Source organism: Magnetococcales bacterium (assembly GCA_015231925.1).
Taxonomy (GTDB): Bacteria; Pseudomonadota; Magnetococcia; order Magnetococcales; family JADGAQ01; genus JADGAQ01.
In genome coordinates this window covers 1-15,622 of sequence record JADGAQ010000092.1, presented here as the reverse complement: position 1 = coordinate 15,622, position 15,622 = coordinate 1, and the positions used below count along the sequence as shown (strand labels likewise).

The following is a 15,622-nucleotide window of genomic DNA, read 5'->3' as shown; positions in this document are numbered from 1 at the left end:
CGGGGCTGGCGGTGGGTTTGGGGGAGGGGGGTGACGGGGGCAGTTGGCAGGCTTTCGGCGCCTTGCTGGGCAGTTCGGTGTTGCTGGGCATGGACTTCGTGGCCCTGGCCTATCTGATCTCCGCCGGGGTGCGGGAGCGGGCCACGGCGGCGGGACTGGCCATCGGGCTGTGGCTCTCTTTCGTGGTGCTTTACGATCTGGGGCTGTTGGGGCTGCTGGTGGCCAGCAAGGGGCAGATTCACGAGGATCTCTTCCCCTGGCTGCTGATGGGCAATCCGGCGGACATCTACCGGCTTTTCAATCTGACGGCGTTCGAGAACGTGCGGGTATTTTCCGGCCTGGCGGGGTTGTCGGGCCAGGTCAATTTTCCACCGGGGGGGCTGCTGGCCGGCCTGGTGGTCTGGCTGGTGCTGCCGTTGCTGGGGGCGATGGCGCTGTTTCGACGGAGGGAGCTGTGAGGCGTTTCGGCTGGCTGGTGGGTTTGTTGCTGCTGGTACAGTGTTCGAATGGCTCTTCGCCGCTCCCGCCGCCGCAGGAGCCGGGTCCGGAAGCGGTGGGTTACTATTGCGGCATGAATCTCAGGGAGCATGAAGGCCCCAAGGGGCAGGCTTACGTGGCGGGCGAGAAGGAAGCGTTGTGGTTCACCTCGGTGCGCGACACCCTGGCCTATCTCCACTCCGAAGGGGCCACGCAACGGTTGCTGGCGGTTTACGTCAACAACATGGCCCGTTCCCCCTGGAGCCGACCGGGGCCGGAAAACTGGCTGGAGGCCAAATCGGCCATCTATGTGCTGGACAGCCGGCAGACCGGTGGCATGGGGGGCAGCGAGATCGTACCCTTCGCCACGACCGGGGAGGCCATGGCCTTCGTGGAGAAGAACGGGGGGTATCTGGCGGACTATCCGGCCATTCCCCGCAAGGCGATATTTCCCGAGTCGGAAGGGTAACGGCTTGCGGCATATACGGGGGTCCGGGGGGGATTATCCCCCCCGGCGGGGTTCGGGGCGGAGCCCCGAGGTTTCAGCCGTTGACGTGGCGGTCCGAAGCACCTCATTTAAACGCCAAAAGCCAATCCCACATCCGATCTTGATGAATGCTTCGGACCGCCGGAGGGAGCAAGGGGAGGGTCTCATCCTCCCCATCCGTTGACGTGTTCCGTAGCCGTTGAGGTGTTGCCTCTCCCTCCGGGAGAGGGCCAGGTTGAGTGGGCTTCGTCGTCCAAAGACTCACGGCCGATTTTTGGGGGCAGCGGTGGGTTTTTCCTCTTCAACCGGCTTCAAGGATGGGGGGATGAGGCCCCCCCCCTTGCCCCCCGCGGTCCGCTGCGATAAATCCGTTCGGTGCGAGATGGGCGGGCGGCTTTCCGGATTTCATTGGCTGCAGCGGACCGCCAAGTCAACGACAACACCTCGGGGCGCCGCCCCGAACCCCGCCGGGGGGGACATTCCCCCCCGGACCCCCGTATTTCGGCCAAGGCGACCTCCGCAACGGGTAGTCATTCTCATCTTGACAGGCGGGAGTCGTCCCGCTATGCTGCACACGTCGCAAGGGGAGTAGTCGCCTTCCCGCAACGGGGAGGGCGTGCGTCAACATACTTGTGGCGGGGGTATTCCCCCGCTTGCATGGCGCACGCGGTTTGTTTCGGCGCATTGCCGAATCGGACATGGCGAGACTTTGGACAGGATGCAGCGTCCGGCTAGGGGCTGGGCACGCGCCATTCTGTCCCAAGGAACGACCACTGCCCGGCCCCTCATCGATACCTTCATGATCCGATCCCGAGCCTCACCTCTGCCGTCTCTGCGTGCTGAGTCCCGTTTTTCATCTGCCGTACACAATAACGAATCAAGGAGAACATGCCATGGCGCATGACGAGACGACATCTCTGATCGAGATGCTGACCCCGGTCGTTACCTCGTTCGGGCTGATTTTTCTGGCGGAGTTGGGGGACAAGACCCAGCTGGTCTGCATGACACTGGCGGCGCGGCATCGCGCCAGGCCGGTGCTGTTCGGGGCCATTGCCTCGTTCGTTGTTTTGAATACGCTTGCGGTGGTCTTTGGCGCGGGTTTGGCGAAGATGATTCCGGAGAGGGTTTTGGCCGGAGCGGTAGCGGTGTTGTTCGCGGTGTTCGGCATCCTTTCGCTGCGGGCCAAGGAGGAGGAGGCGGCGGAGGAGGGGGAGGAGGTGCAGGAGAAGGCGGGTCACGGCATTTTCATCACCACCTTCCTGATGATTTTCCTGGCGGAGATGGGGGACAAGACGCAGTTGTCGGTAGCGGGACTGGCCAGCACCATGCCGTTGATTCCGACCTGGATCGGCTCGACCCTGGCCTTGTCGGCCTCATCGCTCATGGGTGTGGTGGCGGGGCGCAAGATTCTCACCAAAATACCCATGCATCGGTTGCATCAGATCAGTGGCGTCTTTTTCCTGGCTTTGGCCGGGCTTGCCCTTCTCAAGGTCTTCTGATACCAAGGGGTGGGTTGTCCTAAAATCGAAGGAGTGGAGCAAACATGGAATCGGTACTGATGAGTCAGTTTGTGGCCTTGGTGCAGGTGATCTTCATTGACCTGGTGCTGGCGGGGGACAATGCCATCGTGGTGGGCATGGCGGCGGCCTCGGTTCCTGTGGAGCGACGCAAGAAGGTGGTGGTTTGGGGCACGGCGGCGGCGGTGATCCTGCGTATTTTGTTTGCGCTGGTGACCACGCAGTTGCTCAAGATCATCGGTCTGACCCTGGCGGGCGGGTTGTTATTGCTGTTCGTGGCCTGGCAGATGTTTCAGGAGCTGAAGGCGCAGGCGGCGGCGATGGAATCGGACGAGCATAACGGCGCTGTTCCGGTCAAGGAGAAGACGGTCATGGCGGCGGTTTGGCAGGTGGCCATGGCGGACCTCTCCATGTCGCTGGACAACGTGCTGGCGGTGGCGGGCGCGGCCAAGGACCATTTGGGCATTCTGGTGCTGGGTTTGCTCTTTTCGGTGGTGATGATGGCTTTTGCGGCCAACTACATTGCCCAGTTGATCCACAAACACCGATGGGTGGCCTGGGTGGGTCTGGCCATCATCACTTATGTGGCCTTCGACATGGTCTGGCGCGGCAGCCTGCAGGTGGCCCCGCTGGTGGGGTAGGTTACAAGGGGCAATGAAAATTGCCCCTTTTTTTTGACTTTCAATATTTAATCTTTTAAATATCAAAAAAAGAAAATGTTCTGTCTTTTGACTTTTTATTTGTCTATTCGTTAAATCGTCCTGAGCCATAGCTGCGTCGCGGAAGGTGGTCTCCTGGTTCGAGAACCATCCCCACGGTCCGCTGGTAAAGCAGCTGTTTCGGGAGTTGATCCTCTCCGGGTTGGAACGGTTCGAGGGATCAACGCCGGATATTTCCATCCCCGACGATTTGCAGGAGGTCAAGAACATGTTGGCCAGCTATATCGATGATTGGAACAGAGACCACAAGCGGCAACTGCGGAAAATCAGCCGGGAGGTCCGTCAGGAGGGCCGTCAGGAGGGTCGTCAGGAGGGCCGTCAGGAGGGCCGTCAGGAGGGCCGTCAGGAGGGGGAGGCGGAATTGCTGTTGCGCCTGTTGCAGCGCCGGTTCGGCACCCTTGCGGACTCTTACGCCGCACGAGTGAAGCGTGCCGACACGGAAACGCTGGGCCTTTGGGGGGAGCGGCTCCTCACTGCCGGGTCGTTGCAGGAGGTTTTCGGGGAGTGACAAAGGGGTGATGGCCTATTCAGGATTTCGGAGCCGCTTGGACTTGGTAGCGGTGAAGGTGTTCATGTTGGGGGTGGAGCATGAATTTCGCGGTTCTGCTGTGTGGTGACACGGAGAGCGAAGCGGCTAAAGGGCTGCTTGGCAATCTCACGGAAAAACAAGAAAAATGTATTAATATTTCCAAAGAATCTATAAATATATTCTATTTTGGTGGATATAATAAGATTGACGAGAATTCCCCTCTCGTTGCCGTGGTCTTTTGTGACGGGGAGGTTCCTTGGGATCAGCAGGAACGTGCCATCGCTTTTGCCCAGGAAAGATCCCTGACGATCATCCCGGTGGTGGCTGATTTGAAGAGTTTCAATCAGTTGGCTCCCGAGTCGTTAAAAGAGTACAATGCCTTTGAATGTGCCTCCGAAATGGATATTGCGGAGTTGGGCAATCTGATTCTGGAGCGTTTCGGTTTGTTGCGTCTGCAGCGCAAGGTCTTTATCAGTTATGCCAGAGGGGAGTCGCGGGCGATTGCGCTGCAACTGTGTGAGCGTTTGAGCGCCCGCTGGTACCGGGTTTTTCTGGATACCCATTCGATCCGGCCTGGGGAGAAGTTCCAGGAGGCCTTGATGCAGGAGTTGGCCGACTCCGATCTGATGATTCTGCTGCATAGTCCTGGCATACAGGATCGTCCCTGGGTGCAGGAAGAGATCGCGTTTGCTACCAAGATTGGCATCGGATTTGTTACGGTTGCCTGGAATCGAGGGATCAAGGGCATTTTTTCCGATCCGGTTGTATTGGAGGAGAATGCTTTCCTAAACGCCGATGAGCCTATGGACCAATGGAGATTAATAGACCCGGTGCTGCAAAATGTGGTGAACCAGGTTTCGGTTCGGCGGTTGGATGCCTATGGGAAGCGGGAAGAGAATTTGCGCAAACGCTTGGTGGATTTTGCCGGGAAGAAGGGGTTCGCCTTGGTAGCCTATCCTGGAAGGTTCCTCAAATTGTCCAATTCCAAGTGGGTTGATCGCTATATCGAAATCGCCGTGGGTGTCCCGGATGCTTTTCGGATACAGGAAGCGGTGGATCGGAGTGGATATTCCGAAAAGGGTGGTTATGTTCCGCTTTTCTACGATCGTGAGGGCGTAGCTCCGAGAACGTTGCGGCATCTCGCTTTTTTACAGGATGGTTTGCCTTCCTCTGTCCGCCAGTTACCAGAATCGCGTGCTGTGTTAAGGGGATTGCCATTTCGGCTATATGACAAGAACGGAGACATGTCATGGATTTAGTGCCATGCGAGAACCGGTTCTTCCTGGCCGCCAGCATCCCGGTGCTTCCACCCACTATGGAGTCCGAGAAATCGGATCTCTATTGGTCTCTTCGAGCGATAGACAATCTACGTTTTGCGCTGTTGGAATTGACGCCTCTTGTGTTGAAAAGGGGGGCTTTGATCGTTGCGGGTGACAAGGCCGTTAAGGATCTGATCCAAGGAATTGCCAGGAGTCTGGATGACAATGCGAGCCTTTTTGGCGAGCCGTTCGTAGGGTATGAAAAGCGGGTTTTCCTTCATACGGAGGTTGGGGAAGGTGATTATAAGGCTGGATTCTTCCTGGGCGGCATGGAGGATGTGGAGAGAGCCTATGGATATTTCTGTAACCGTCATTCACCTGACCTGGCCTTTCCGGTGGCAACAACTGGTTCGGCGGCCCGTCGGCTGTTTGATGCCAATCTCGCCCATTTTTCTTCTGAATTAAAGCAGAATTTGCAGGAATCCACCTCTTATGGGACATTATTTAATAACCTTCTCGATACCCTCTCAGGCATTGTGCCTGTCAACTCCGTGAAACAGGAATATCGGAAACCGGCTCTTTCTAATAACAAAAAACCCGTTATTTCGAGTTCGCCGCTGCCCAACCAAGCGGGCATATCGTGATGAACGGCACCATCATCACCTTTTACTCCTACAAAGGCGGAACCGGTCGGACCATGGCCCTGGCCAATGTGGCCTGTTTGCTTTCTCAGCGAGAATATCGGGTGTTGGTGATTGACTGGGACTTTGAAGCTCCTGGTTTGCATCGTTATTTCCATGATTTGTTTCCATCCGACGCTGAACTGATCAAAACGCCTGGATTGATCGACCTGCTTTGGGAATATGCCAGGAAGGTTTCCATTCCGGATTCCCAGCGGCCCAAGGGAGAAGAGGCGCCGATTCTTCTGGCCAAAGCGGAGAACTACGTTCGAAAGCTTACTCTTCCGGATGGCAAGCCCATTTATTTCATGGGGGCTGGGCGTCAGGACCAGGGCTATGGCGACATGGTGCGGAATTTTAATTGGGATGATTTTTACGAGCGACTGAGTGGCGGAGATTTTCTGGATGCCTTCCGGGAGTGGTTGAAGGAGTCGTTCGACTATATTCTGATCGATTCACGCACCGGCATTTCGGACACCTCCGGGATTTGCACCGTCCAGATGCCGGACCAGGTGGTACTCTGCTTCACCCTCAATCGTCAGAGCATTATCGGTATTGCCGGTGTGGCGCAATCCATCCGCAGCCAGAGGGAGGATTTGCCTTTCTTGCCGGTGGCCATGCGTTTTGAAGGTAACGATATTGAGGATGAAGCCATAAAGTTGGCCAGAAAGCACCTGGACGCTTTTGTGCCAGTTGGTGTGGTAGATATAGAGTCCTTCTGGGAAAAATCTAGGGTTCTTTATCGGACAAAGTATGCCTTTTTGGAAAAAGTGGCCGCTTTGGTGGAACATCAAACCTCGATACTCATGCGCGCCGATATGTTAAGGCTTGCAAACAATATAGATCCCCATGTCGTATTGCCCGATTGGCACCTGCTATTACTGGAATCGCTCCTGCATCGTACCGGAACCCTGGAAATTCGAGGTATCGGCTTCGAAGTGGGGCGGCAGAAGGACTCGGGGCGTTACCCCATCGAACAATTGTACACCACTTTGCGTCGTGGGGGGGAGAGCCATCAGGATCTGAAGTCGCTGCTTCCGCGATCGCCCCGTTTGCTTATCGAGGGCCAGCCTGGTGCGGGCAAAACGACCTTTCTCAAGCTGATTGCCGCCATGCTGGCCAAGGACTTGTTGGGGCTACCAGCTCCGGAGGGCGGGCGAAGCTGGCGGGAGCGGTATCTTGGTTTGCCCACAAAGGGTGCCCCAAAAATCCCCCTCTTTTTGCGTCTGTCGGAACTGGCGGAGTTGTTGATCAAGGATGTAAAACCCTATCTTCCGGACAACCGTTTGCGACTGCTCGATCTGTTGGCGGCCACCACCGAATTGCCCGAAGGGGGGAGGGACCACTTCATCGGCCTGTTGGAACGGGGAGAGGCTCTCCTACTGTTGGACGGACTCGATGAGGTGGCGGATGAGGGATTACGCAGTCGCTTTTACACCATTGTGGCCGATGCCATCCGGGTTTGGAATAAGAGCCCTATCGTACTGACTTCTCGCCCCGTCGGGGTGGAGCAGGTCAAGCCGCTTGGTTTCCACCACGTCGTTATCGAACCCTTCGGCAAGGGAGAAATCAGCGAATTCATCTCCCGCTGGGTCTCGGCACTGCATGGAGAATCCCGCTCCCAGCTTACAGAAGACCTCAATGAAGCGCTGCAAAGGGCCATTCTGGAGCGTATCGACATCTGCCGCATGGCCGCCAACCCGGTTATGCTGACTTGCCTCTGTGTGGTGTATTGGAACGAAGGCAGACTGCCGGAAGGCCGCTTCCGCGTTTTTTCGGCGGTGATACGCTGGCTGATCTCCTCTCGCACAGAGCAGCGTTTCGGAACCGGATTCACCGATCAATTTGCATACGAAGCCCTAGCCGATCTGGCCCTGGCTCTGATGCAGGGAGCAAAAGGCAAACGGGTCGTCTTCGACATCCAGGATGGGGCTGTTGCCATCGAGGCTCGAATTCATCGCCATTTTCCCGAATTGAAGACCCAGCCCGAACGACTCAAACGCGGTCGGGAGTGGCTGGCCTTCGAGTGCCTGGGCAGCGGCATCGTCGAGGAAGTAGGGTATAACCGCTTGAAGTTCTGGATGTTGATCTTTCAGGAGTATCTGGCAGCCCAGGCCCTGGCCTGGCTGGGGGATGGCGAGGGCGAAGAGGATTTCTGGCCCATACTGGAAAAGCGGCTGGAGGATCCGCAGTGGCGGGAGACGGTGGAACTCTTCCCCGGCGCACTCTTCGACGAAGGAGGCGGGCGGCGGGTTGATAGACTGCTGCAACGCATCCTCAAACAGCGTGGCGACAACTCGGATCTTGCAGCCGAGGCGCGACTAGCCGGTCTTCTCGGGCGGCTGTTGACCTCTCTGGGTGCCTGTCACTACAAACCCCTGCCGGAGATCGAAGCCAAATACGCCCAGGTTCTTCACAAAGCACTGGCCATTTTCACCTTGGAAGGTGCCGCACAGGTTCCCATCAAACAACGCATCGAAGCGGCTGAAGCCTTGGGCAAAGCGGGCGATCCCCGATTGCGGGTCTTGACCCTCATTGAGGTGCCCGGAACCGGCGGCTGGAAACTGGGCAAATATCCCGTGACGGTGATGGAGTTTCAACGCTTCGTGGAGCAGGGCGGTTACCAGGAGCCGAAATGCTGGGGTGCTGTGGGTTGGCGGTTGCGCCAAAAGTGGAACTGGATGGAACCGGGTGACTGGGATCAACAACTCGACCATCCCAATCGACCCGTGACAGGAGTAAGTTGGTTCGAGGCAAGGGCCTATTGCCACTGGTTGAGCGAACAACGGGGAGAGAGGTTTTGTCTGCCAGCGGAGGCGGTTTGGCAACAGGCGGCCACTCCGGCGAATGGCATGTATCCCTGGGGGGATGCCGCTCCCAGCCCCGATCGGGCCAATTATGCCATTGGGAAGACCCGTGCGCCCACTCCTGTGGGGTTGTTTCCGTCGGGTGATGGCCCATACGGCCATTGCGACCTGGCGGGCAACGTTTGGGAGTGGCAGCAGGATCTGCACGATGAAGAGATGCGGCCTTTGGGGGCGATTCCGGTCCAGACCGAGGTTGCGGAAGATGCCGTCTGTGTTCTTAGGGGTGGGGCCTGGGGCCTTCCCGCTGAGTATCTGCGTTCGTCCTATCGTGTCGGCGCCCCTGCCGGATTCCGGGACGGAAACGGCGGTTTTCGGGTGGCGTTGATGCTGGCGAGAGGATAAATATCCATTCGTACCTTGTCAGCACCCAACACGCCGCAAGGTTACTGATTCAACAGCGAAAGACCACGTCCCAGGGCGCTGCCCTGGACCCGTCGGGGGGGATAATCCCCCCCGAACCCCGGTAAACCGCAACAGATCAATGCCCTCCCACCTGCAGTACGCCGGAAGCGGCCAGGGAGAGGACCAGGATTTCCAGCAGGGCGATAACGCCGAAGATGGTGTCCTTCTTGCTGAAAAACATCCACACCAGCGGAATGTAGCAGAGGATGGTGACCCCCGCCAGGAAGGCGATGCCCACGAAGTTGAGGAAGTCGCCCTTGTGCAGCATGCTCACCCAGGCCAGGCCGGGTTTGATGCCCGTGGCCTGAAGGTAGTCGTGAATGCCCATGCCCCAGTATTTGGGCAGGTCGTCCAGGGGGATGTGGGGCGGCAGAACCCCCGTGACGTAAACCCCGAAGGAGAGGATGAGCAGCACGATGCCCAACTTCATGCCCTTGTCGAGCAGGCGGGCGTAAACGAGTTGTTCTTCAGTGGGCTTGGCGCCCGCAGATGCGTCGGCCATGAGGATCTCCTCCCGATATCAGATGCCCAAACCCTTCAGAATGGCCCGAAGACCCGCGAAGGTGAGCATGACCAATACAATGATGCGAATCATGGCGGGTTTGGTCACCGCCAGCAGTCGCACGCCGATGAGCGAACCCAGCATCACCCCGATGAGGGAGGGCACCACCATCATGGGCAGGACCGCCCCCTGATTGATGTAGATCCAGGCCGCCGAGGTGTCGGTGATGGAGAGCAGAAACTTGCTGGTGGCCACCGAAACCTTGAGGGGAGCGCCCATGACCAGATTCAGCACCGGTACGTTGGCCCAACCCGCACCCAGGCCGAACATGCCCGCCAGAATGCCGATCAGTACGAACAGCCCCATGCCCTTGGCGGTGCGATGAATCTTCCAATCGACGTTCTTGCCGCTGGAGGCTTCGTGATAGACGCCGTAAATGCGCAGGGTGGTGGAGAGGCTGTCGGCGGCGGGCACCTCGGGAAACTCCGACTTCTTGGCCTTGTACATGATGAAGACGATGCCCAGAATGGTGGCTCCGAGGGCGATCTGCACCACATGCTGCGGCATGGCCAAACCCATCATGGCCCCGCCGATGGCGGCGGTGGAGGCGATGAGAGCCATGGGCAGGGCCAGTCGCAGATCGGCCATGCCCGCCTTCAGCAGGCCCGGTCCCGCCGCCAGCGCCCCCGACAGGGCCACCAGCAGACCCGCGCCCCGCACGAAGTCAAGATTGAAGGGGAAGAAGCCCCCCACGATGGGCACGAAAAGCACCCCGCCGCCCACTCCCGACAAGACCGCGACGATGCCCAGCACAAAGGTGACCGCAAACATCAACGCGGGCCACATCCACCAGGGATGAGCCGCCGGGGGAGCGTTGGCCGCCATCTCCGTGGCCCAAACCCCTTCCATCAGCCCCAGCCCTGCCAGAATCACCAATACCGTCCACCACCGCCAGCCGGGTTTCCAGTCCGACCGGGGGGTTGTCGCCTCCTCCGCTGCCATCTCATGCCTCCTTGGATGAAACTGTCCGCCCGATCAGGGCTCTTCCGTTGATTCCACCGCGCTGTACTTCTTCAATTTCCGCCACAGGGAGACCCGGTCGATGCCGAGTATCTGCGCCGCCAGGGTCTGATTGCCGTGGGCTTCGTTGCGAAAGACCCACTGCACATACTCCCGTTCCCGTTCGTCCAGGGTGGGCAGCCGGCCTTCGCTGCGCCGGATGGTCATGATCTCCATCTCCCGCAGATCGTCCGGCAGATGGGCCATCTGCAAGGTCTGCCCCGTGGAGACCACCACGCCGCGTTCGATGATGTTGCGCAACTCCCGCACGTTGCCCGGATAGCCGTATCCCGACAACACCGCCATCACCTCCGGATCGATGTCGACGACCTCCTTGCCGAATCGCTGGGCGAACTGCCGCAAAAAATGGTGCGCCAGCAGGGGGATGTCCCCCTTGCGTTCCGCCAGGGGCGGAATGGCCAACTGCGCCACGTTGAGCCGGAAGAAGAGATCCTTGCGAAAACGTCCCTGGGCCACCTCCTCCTGCAGATTGCGATTGGTGGCCCCCACGAAACGCAGATCCACGGCTATCGCGGTGGTATCCCCCAGACGACGCACCTCCCGCTCCTGAATGACCCGCAGGAATTTGACCTGCATGGCCGGGGACATCTCGGTGATTTCGTCCAGGAAGAGAGTGCCCCCCCGGGCGGCCTCGATGACCCCCTTGCGGTCGCTGCCGGCCCCGGTAAAGGCCCCACGGGCGTGGCCGAACAGCTCGTTCTCCAGCAGCGACTCCTGAAATGCGCCGCAGTTGACCCCCACGAACGGTCCCGTGCGACCGGAACGGGCGTGCAGCTCCCTGGCGAACATCTCCTTGCCCACGCCGCTTTCGCCGACGATCAGGCAATTGCAATCGGTGGGCGCCACCTGCCGGGTGAACTCCAGGAGCTTCAACATGCCCCCGTCCTGGGTGACGATGCGCTCCTCCCCCTGATAGCGGGCGATCTCCTCCCGCAGGTGGCGGTTTTCCCGTTTCAGGCGGATCTTCTCCAGTGCCTGCCCGGTGAGCTTGCGCACTTCGTCCAGGCGGAACGGCTTGGCGATGTAATGGAAGGCCCCCCGTTTCATGGCCTCCACCGCCGATTCCAACGTGGCGAAACCGGTGACGAGGATCACCTCCGTGTCGGGATGTCGCTCGCGACAGCACTCCAGCAGCCCCATGCCGTCGACCTTTTCCATGCGCAGGTCGGTCAGCACCACGTCGAACTCCCGCTCCTGCAACAGCTTGAGCGCGGAGGCTCCCGAGGTGACCGCGGTCACTTCGTGACCGTCCCGTTTCAGGATGTATTCCAGGTTTTCCACGGCGATTTTCTCGTCGTCGACCACCAGCAGGCGGCCTTTCGGCGTCTCGTCCATGGTCACGGCTCTCCTCGCGGCGGCTCTTCCGGCAGGAAGAGGTGAAAGGTGGCGCCCCTGCCGGGAAGGGACTCCACCATCAGGGCTCCACCATGTTTTTCCACGATCTCGTGGGTGACGAAAAGCCCCAGACCCGCCCCCTTGCCCGCCTCCTTGGTGGTGAAAAAGGGATCGAAAAGGCGCGGCAGACAGGCTGCGTCGATCCCCGTGCCGTTGTCCCGCACCCGCAAGGTCACGCAACCCCGATTGCCGAAGGTCGAGACATCCCCCAGGGTGAGTCGTCCCGAGGCCGGGGTCTCCAGATCGGGAGGGGCGGGCAGCGACTCCCCTTCCACCACCACCCGGCCCGAAGCCTCGGGAACGGCGTCCATCGCGTTCTTGATCAGGTTCAGCAGCACCTGTTGCAGCTTGCCCGTGTCGGCGAAGAGGGTCAGCCCCGGCGCAATACGCACCTCCAGATCGACCCCCTCCCGAAGGTGGGGTTTCAGCAGTCGCAGGGTGTCCTCCACCAGGGTGACGGCCTGGACCGGCTCCTTGCGAAAGGGGCGATCCCGGGCGAAATCGAGCAGACTGCGCACGATGCCGGCGGCCCGCAGGGTCTGGCTGTCGATATGCTCCAGCAGACGCCTTTGAAACGGCGGCGCCTCCGCATCCTCCAGCAGAATCTGGCAGGAGGTGGCGATATTGGACAAGGGGTTGTTCAGCTCGTGGGCCACCCCCGAAAGGGTGGTGCCCAGGGCGGCGAGCTTTTCCGCACGGATCAGATGTCTCTGCCGGGCGTGCAACTCCTTGATCATGCGATTGAAAGCCAGGGTCAGGGACCGGATCTCCTGATCCCGGTAAGGCAGATCGATGGGACTGGTCAGGCCTTCCGCCACCTGCCGCATGGCCTCTTCCACAGCCTTGAGGGGGCGGGTCACCGCGCGGGACAGGCGATAGCCCACCAGCCACAGCAACAGCACCAGAAACAGCATGATCACCAGCAGCAGAAAGCGGTGCTGGGCCATGGCCGCAGCGAGCTGTTCTTTTTCCTGTTTTGCCAGCCACTCCGCCCAGGCCACCAACTCCTTGCCCGCCTGCCGCAACTGATCTTCCCGGTGGACCATGACCGCGCCGTCCGCCTCCCCGCCGCCGCGAGCGGCCACCAGTTGGTCCATGGCCTCCTGGTAGCGCTCCATCTTCTGTTTCAGGGAGCGCCACTCCGTCATGCGGGCCGGATTCGGGGGGCGGCCCAGCCGTTCGGTCACATAAGGTTGCGCCTCCCGATGCCAGCGCCCGTGTTCCTGAATATCAAGCTCATTATTGTAGAGTAGGAAATTTTTCTCATAACGCCGCATTTCAAGAACGGCATTAAAAAACTCAAGCAATCCCTCTTCGGCCTTGATCTGATTTTCCAGCCGACGCAGCTCCATGTGAGCCAGCAGCAACAGCCCCACGAAAAGCAGACCCACCGCCAGATAGGCCAGAATGATTTTGCGACGCAGGGAAGACATGGCTGGCCATTGCTGAAGGCAACAGAACTGTTTCTCTTTGCAACACCTGCTACTTTTAGGGCCCAGGGGCCATTTTTCAAGAAAAAATAGTCCATTTCCCCAAATATTTCCGTTGAATATGTTGCAATATGCAACGCACTGATTTGGGGTGTATTGAATAACGTGCTGAAATTTAAAATGAATTCCACTTGGCATGCTCCTTCCAAGGGAAAGGGCAAGAGAACGTGGTGATCTTTCCTTCGATCCTGGGAGTAATGGGCATGAACGAGTTGATGTCGCGTTGGGAGCGGATGTTTGCCGCGGCGGGCCTGGCGGAGGAGGGAGAGCGGGAGATGGCGCTGGAGATGCTGCATTCCGAGCCGCCGACCACGGAACGGAAATTGGAACGACCGGTGGTGCGTTTTCCGGAGGGGAGCCCGCTCCCGACACCGGGCATGTGAAGGTATCGGGGATCCGTGAGGTGCGCCGGGTGGTGCTGGCCTCGGGGTCCGGGGAGCTGTCCGAGGGGATTCTGCCGTGCGCCCGCAATCTGGCGGCGCGTTTGGAGGCCACCCTGGAGTGGAGGCGTCTCCCCGGCCCGGAGAGCCTGGGAGCCGTGGTGGAGGCGTTGCGTGAGTCGGGAGGGCGCGACCTCCTGCTGGTGGTGATGGAGCGTCGGGAACTGGAGGGTATGGGTTTTGGGGAACGGGAGCTGCGTCGGAGGCTGCCGTGCCCGTTGGTGGTGATCGCTCCGACCCTGCGTCCGACTTCCTCGTAGTTTGTCTTATTGATCCATTTCCTGGCGAAACCGGCCAGGGCGCGTCAGCACGAGGCGCGTTGCCGATCCGGTTGCTGCGGGGATGGGTGAATGGGACGGGCTGTGGGGAGGTCCGGTCTTTTGTTGCCTGAAATCGCCAACCGCATTAAGATGTCGATGCGGGGAGCGTTGCGGGTCACTTCCCGATTGGCCGTCTCGGAAGCCCATTCCCATTCCCGTGCGCCGGAGGTCTCTCATGCAACAGCTCTCTCCCACGGATCGTTTCGAGCGGATTCTGCTGGCTACGGAAGGATCGGAATTCAGCGGGGGTGCCGATGCCGTGGCTCTCGATCTGGCGGGGCGTTTCCAGGCGCAGTTGTCGATCTTGCGCATGGTCTTTTCCAACATCGAATACGACGCCATCGCCCCCGATCGGGTTGCTGCGGCGGAAGAGGAGGCTTTGCGACAGGTGCGGGCCGTGGCGCAGCAGGCCGAACGGCTGGGACTCTCCCATGGGACGCTGGTGCGTCGGGGCATGAGTCCGGAAGAGGTGATACTGGAGGCAGCGACGGAGACCGGAACGGATCTGATCGTCATGGGGCGGCGCGGGCAACGCAGGCTGGCGCGGCTGAGGGTGGGCCATGCCACGGCGCGGGTGGTGGGACAGGCCACCTGCAAGGTGCTGGTGGTGCCTCGGGACAGCCGCATGTGGCAGAAGGAGATCCTCTTGACCACCGATGGTTCGCGTCACGGCGACGCGGCGGCGGTGGCGGCCTTGCGCCTGGCGCGGCAGGGCAACCTCGCCCTGGCGGTGCTGACGGTCTTGCGCCGGGAGTACAACCAGGAGCGGCGTCACCAGGCGGAAGAGGCGGTGAAGCGCATCGTCTCCTTCGCCCAAAACGAGGGTGTGGTGGTGAACAGCCTGATACTCGAAGGGGATCCTCCCACGGTGGTAGTGGAAACCGCCAAACAGCGGGGTTGCGACCTGATCGTCGGCGGCAGCTTCGGTCGCACCGGCTTCGGCAACATGCTGCTGGGCAGCGTCATCGAACGCATCCTCGGCTCCGCCCACTGCCCGGTGTTGACGGTGCGGGGGTAATCGGCCTTTGTCCCGCTCCCTCTCCCCTCGGGAGAGGGGTGGGGTGAGGCAGGCACTGTTTCCGTCAACCTACTGAAAAACATCCTCCAAAGACTCGACGTCCAAAATTCTCTCTGTCCAGGTTTCCAGGGTCTGAAGGTCGGCGTTCGTCAGTTTGACATGAACCCACTGGGGAATTATGCCGAAGCGACGTTGGATTTGGCGAAGCAGGGCACGCATTTCGCCTTCTCGAAGGCCTTTTCGCTCACCAATCCGGATGCCCTCCTGACGGCCTTTGGCCTCCCCTTCCTCTCTGGCCAGTTCGACCGCCCCACGGGCATCGGTGATGGCGATCCCCGCCTTGTCGTAGAGTTCGAGTTCATCCGGTGTCATATTGGCCACCATGGCCTTCTCGAAGGCGTGACGGATCGGAATGAGGCGAATCTGTTCCGGAACGGTTT

Annotated in this window: 16 protein-coding genes; 11 read left to right on the top strand and 5 right to left on the bottom strand. The window is 59.8% G+C overall.

What is annotated here, in order from left to right; all coding sequences use genetic code 11:
- From HQL56_11290 to HQL56_11255, 8 genes are all read left to right on the top strand, one after another.
- A partial coding sequence (locus HQL56_11290; protein MBF0310100.1) for an ABC transporter permease subunit occupies positions 1 to 458 on the top strand: 458 nt, incomplete at its 5' end.
- Positions 455 to 946, top strand: a complete 492-nt coding sequence (locus HQL56_11285) for a nitrous oxide reductase accessory protein NosL (GenBank protein ID MBF0310099.1) — start codon at positions 455 to 457, stop codon at positions 944 to 946. The genes HQL56_11290 and HQL56_11285, both read left to right, overlap by 4 nt.
- A gap of 911 nt (positions 947 to 1,857) precedes the next feature.
- A complete protein-coding gene (locus tag HQL56_11280; GenBank protein ID MBF0310098.1) occupies positions 1,858 to 2,463 on the top strand; it encodes a TMEM165/GDT1 family protein in 606 nt (201 codons plus the stop codon).
- Positions 2,464 to 2,507: 44 nt separating this feature from the next.
- Positions 2,508 to 3,122, top strand: a complete 615-nt coding sequence (locus HQL56_11275) for a TerC family protein (GenBank protein MBF0310097.1) — start codon at positions 2,508 to 2,510, stop codon at positions 3,120 to 3,122.
- A 286-nt stretch (positions 3,123 to 3,408) separates the two neighbouring features.
- Positions 3,409 to 3,708 carry a DUF4351 domain-containing protein gene (locus HQL56_11270; GenBank protein ID MBF0310096.1) on the top strand — a complete coding sequence of 100 codons (300 nt, stop codon included), beginning with the start codon at positions 3,409 to 3,411 and terminating at the stop codon, positions 3,706 to 3,708.
- 80 nt (positions 3,709 to 3,788) lie between these two features.
- Positions 3,789 to 4,988, top strand: coding sequence for a toll/interleukin-1 receptor domain-containing protein (locus HQL56_11265; protein MBF0310095.1), 1,200 nt, complete (start codon positions 3,789 to 3,791; stop codon positions 4,986 to 4,988).
- Positions 4,979 to 5,632 carry a hypothetical protein gene (locus tag HQL56_11260; GenBank protein ID MBF0310094.1) on the top strand — a complete coding sequence of 218 codons (654 nt, stop codon included), beginning with the start codon at positions 4,979 to 4,981 and terminating at the stop codon, positions 5,630 to 5,632. The genes HQL56_11265 and HQL56_11260 overlap by 10 nt, the downstream gene beginning before the upstream one ends.
- Positions 5,632 to 8,877, top strand: coding sequence for an SUMF1/EgtB/PvdO family nonheme iron enzyme (locus HQL56_11255; GenBank protein ID MBF0310093.1), 3,246 nt, complete (start codon positions 5,632 to 5,634; stop codon positions 8,875 to 8,877). Before HQL56_11260 ends, HQL56_11255 begins: the two co-directional genes overlap by 1 nt.
- A gap of 136 nt (positions 8,878 to 9,013) precedes the next feature.
- On the opposite strand, the gene HQL56_11250 is transcribed toward HQL56_11255, so the two are convergent.
- The 4 genes from HQL56_11250 to HQL56_11235 all read right to left on the bottom strand — a co-directional run bounded on the left by HQL56_11250 (position 9,014) and on the right by HQL56_11235 (position 13,347).
- Positions 9,014 to 9,439, bottom strand: a complete 426-nt coding sequence (locus tag HQL56_11250; GenBank protein MBF0310092.1) for a hypothetical protein — start codon at positions 9,437 to 9,439, stop codon at positions 9,014 to 9,016.
- Positions 9,440 to 9,457: 18 nt separating this feature from the next.
- Positions 9,458 to 10,348: a sulfite exporter TauE/SafE family protein gene (locus HQL56_11245; protein ID MBF0310091.1), complete on the bottom strand. Its 891-nt coding sequence runs from the start codon at positions 10,346 to 10,348 to the stop codon at positions 9,458 to 9,460.
- A gap of 126 nt (positions 10,349 to 10,474) precedes the next feature.
- Positions 10,475 to 11,854: a sigma-54-dependent Fis family transcriptional regulator gene (locus HQL56_11240; GenBank protein ID MBF0310090.1), complete on the bottom strand. Its 1,380-nt coding sequence runs from the start codon at positions 11,852 to 11,854 to the stop codon at positions 10,475 to 10,477.
- A 2-nt stretch (positions 11,855 to 11,856) separates the two neighbouring features.
- Positions 11,857 to 13,347: a HAMP domain-containing protein gene (locus HQL56_11235; protein ID MBF0310089.1), complete on the bottom strand. Its 1,491-nt coding sequence runs from the start codon at positions 13,345 to 13,347 to the stop codon at positions 11,857 to 11,859.
- Positions 13,348 to 13,607: 260 nt separating this feature from the next.
- Here HQL56_11235 and HQL56_11230 point away from each other — a divergent pair, with 260 nt between their 5' ends.
- The 3 genes from HQL56_11230 (at position 13,608) to HQL56_11220 (ending at position 15,182) form a co-directional block, all read left to right on the top strand.
- Positions 13,608 to 13,787, top strand: coding sequence for a hypothetical protein (locus tag HQL56_11230; protein MBF0310088.1), 180 nt, complete (start codon positions 13,608 to 13,610; stop codon positions 13,785 to 13,787).
- Positions 13,784 to 14,104 (top strand): hypothetical protein, encoded by a 321-nt coding sequence (locus tag HQL56_11225; protein MBF0310087.1) that lies wholly within the window; start codon positions 13,784 to 13,786, stop codon positions 14,102 to 14,104. The genes HQL56_11230 and HQL56_11225 overlap by 4 nt, the downstream gene beginning before the upstream one ends.
- Before the next feature lie 235 nt (positions 14,105 to 14,339).
- On the top strand, positions 14,340 to 15,182 hold the full coding sequence (locus HQL56_11220; GenBank protein ID MBF0310086.1) for a universal stress protein: 843 nt from the start codon (positions 14,340 to 14,342) through the stop codon (positions 15,180 to 15,182).
- Positions 15,183 to 15,251: 69 nt separating this feature from the next.
- Here HQL56_11220 and HQL56_11215 read toward each other — a convergent pair.
- Positions 15,252 to 15,622, bottom strand: a 371-nt coding sequence (locus HQL56_11215) for a DUF4351 domain-containing protein (protein MBF0310085.1), incomplete at its 5' end; no start/stop codon positions are given.

What these genes read in the sequence shown, in the direction of transcription:
- HQL56_11235 (MBF0310089.1), bottom strand. Translation starts at nt 13,347, where the DNA reads ATGTCTTCCCTGCGTCGCAAAATCATTCTGGCCTATCTGGCGGTGGGT.
- HQL56_11230 (MBF0310088.1), top strand. Translation starts at nt 13,608, where the DNA reads ATGAACGAGTTGATGTCGCGTTGGGAGCGGATGTTTGCCGCGGCGGGC.
- HQL56_11255 (MBF0310093.1), top strand. Translation starts at nt 5,632, where the DNA reads ATGAACGGCACCATCATCACCTTTTACTCCTACAAAGGCGGAACCGGT.
- HQL56_11275 (MBF0310097.1), top strand. Translation starts at nt 2,508, where the DNA reads ATGGAATCGGTACTGATGAGTCAGTTTGTGGCCTTGGTGCAGGTGATC.
- HQL56_11260 (MBF0310094.1), top strand. Translation starts at nt 4,979, where the DNA reads ATGGATTTAGTGCCATGCGAGAACCGGTTCTTCCTGGCCGCCAGCATC.
- HQL56_11220 (MBF0310086.1), top strand. Translation starts at nt 14,340, where the DNA reads ATGCAACAGCTCTCTCCCACGGATCGTTTCGAGCGGATTCTGCTGGCT.
- HQL56_11270 (MBF0310096.1), top strand. Translation starts at nt 3,409, where the DNA reads ATGTTGGCCAGCTATATCGATGATTGGAACAGAGACCACAAGCGGCAA.
- HQL56_11240 (MBF0310090.1), bottom strand. Translation starts at nt 11,854, where the DNA reads ATGGACGAGACGCCGAAAGGCCGCCTGCTGGTGGTCGACGACGAGAAA.
- HQL56_11245 (MBF0310091.1), bottom strand. Translation starts at nt 10,348, where the DNA reads ATGGAAGGGGTTTGGGCCACGGAGATGGCGGCCAACGCTCCCCCGGCG.
- HQL56_11265 (MBF0310095.1), top strand. Translation starts at nt 3,789, where the DNA reads ATGAATTTCGCGGTTCTGCTGTGTGGTGACACGGAGAGCGAAGCGGCT.
- HQL56_11250 (MBF0310092.1), bottom strand. Translation starts at nt 9,439, where the DNA reads ATGGCCGACGCATCTGCGGGCGCCAAGCCCACTGAAGAACAACTCGTT.
- HQL56_11280 (MBF0310098.1), top strand. Translation starts at nt 1,858, where the DNA reads ATGGCGCATGACGAGACGACATCTCTGATCGAGATGCTGACCCCGGTC.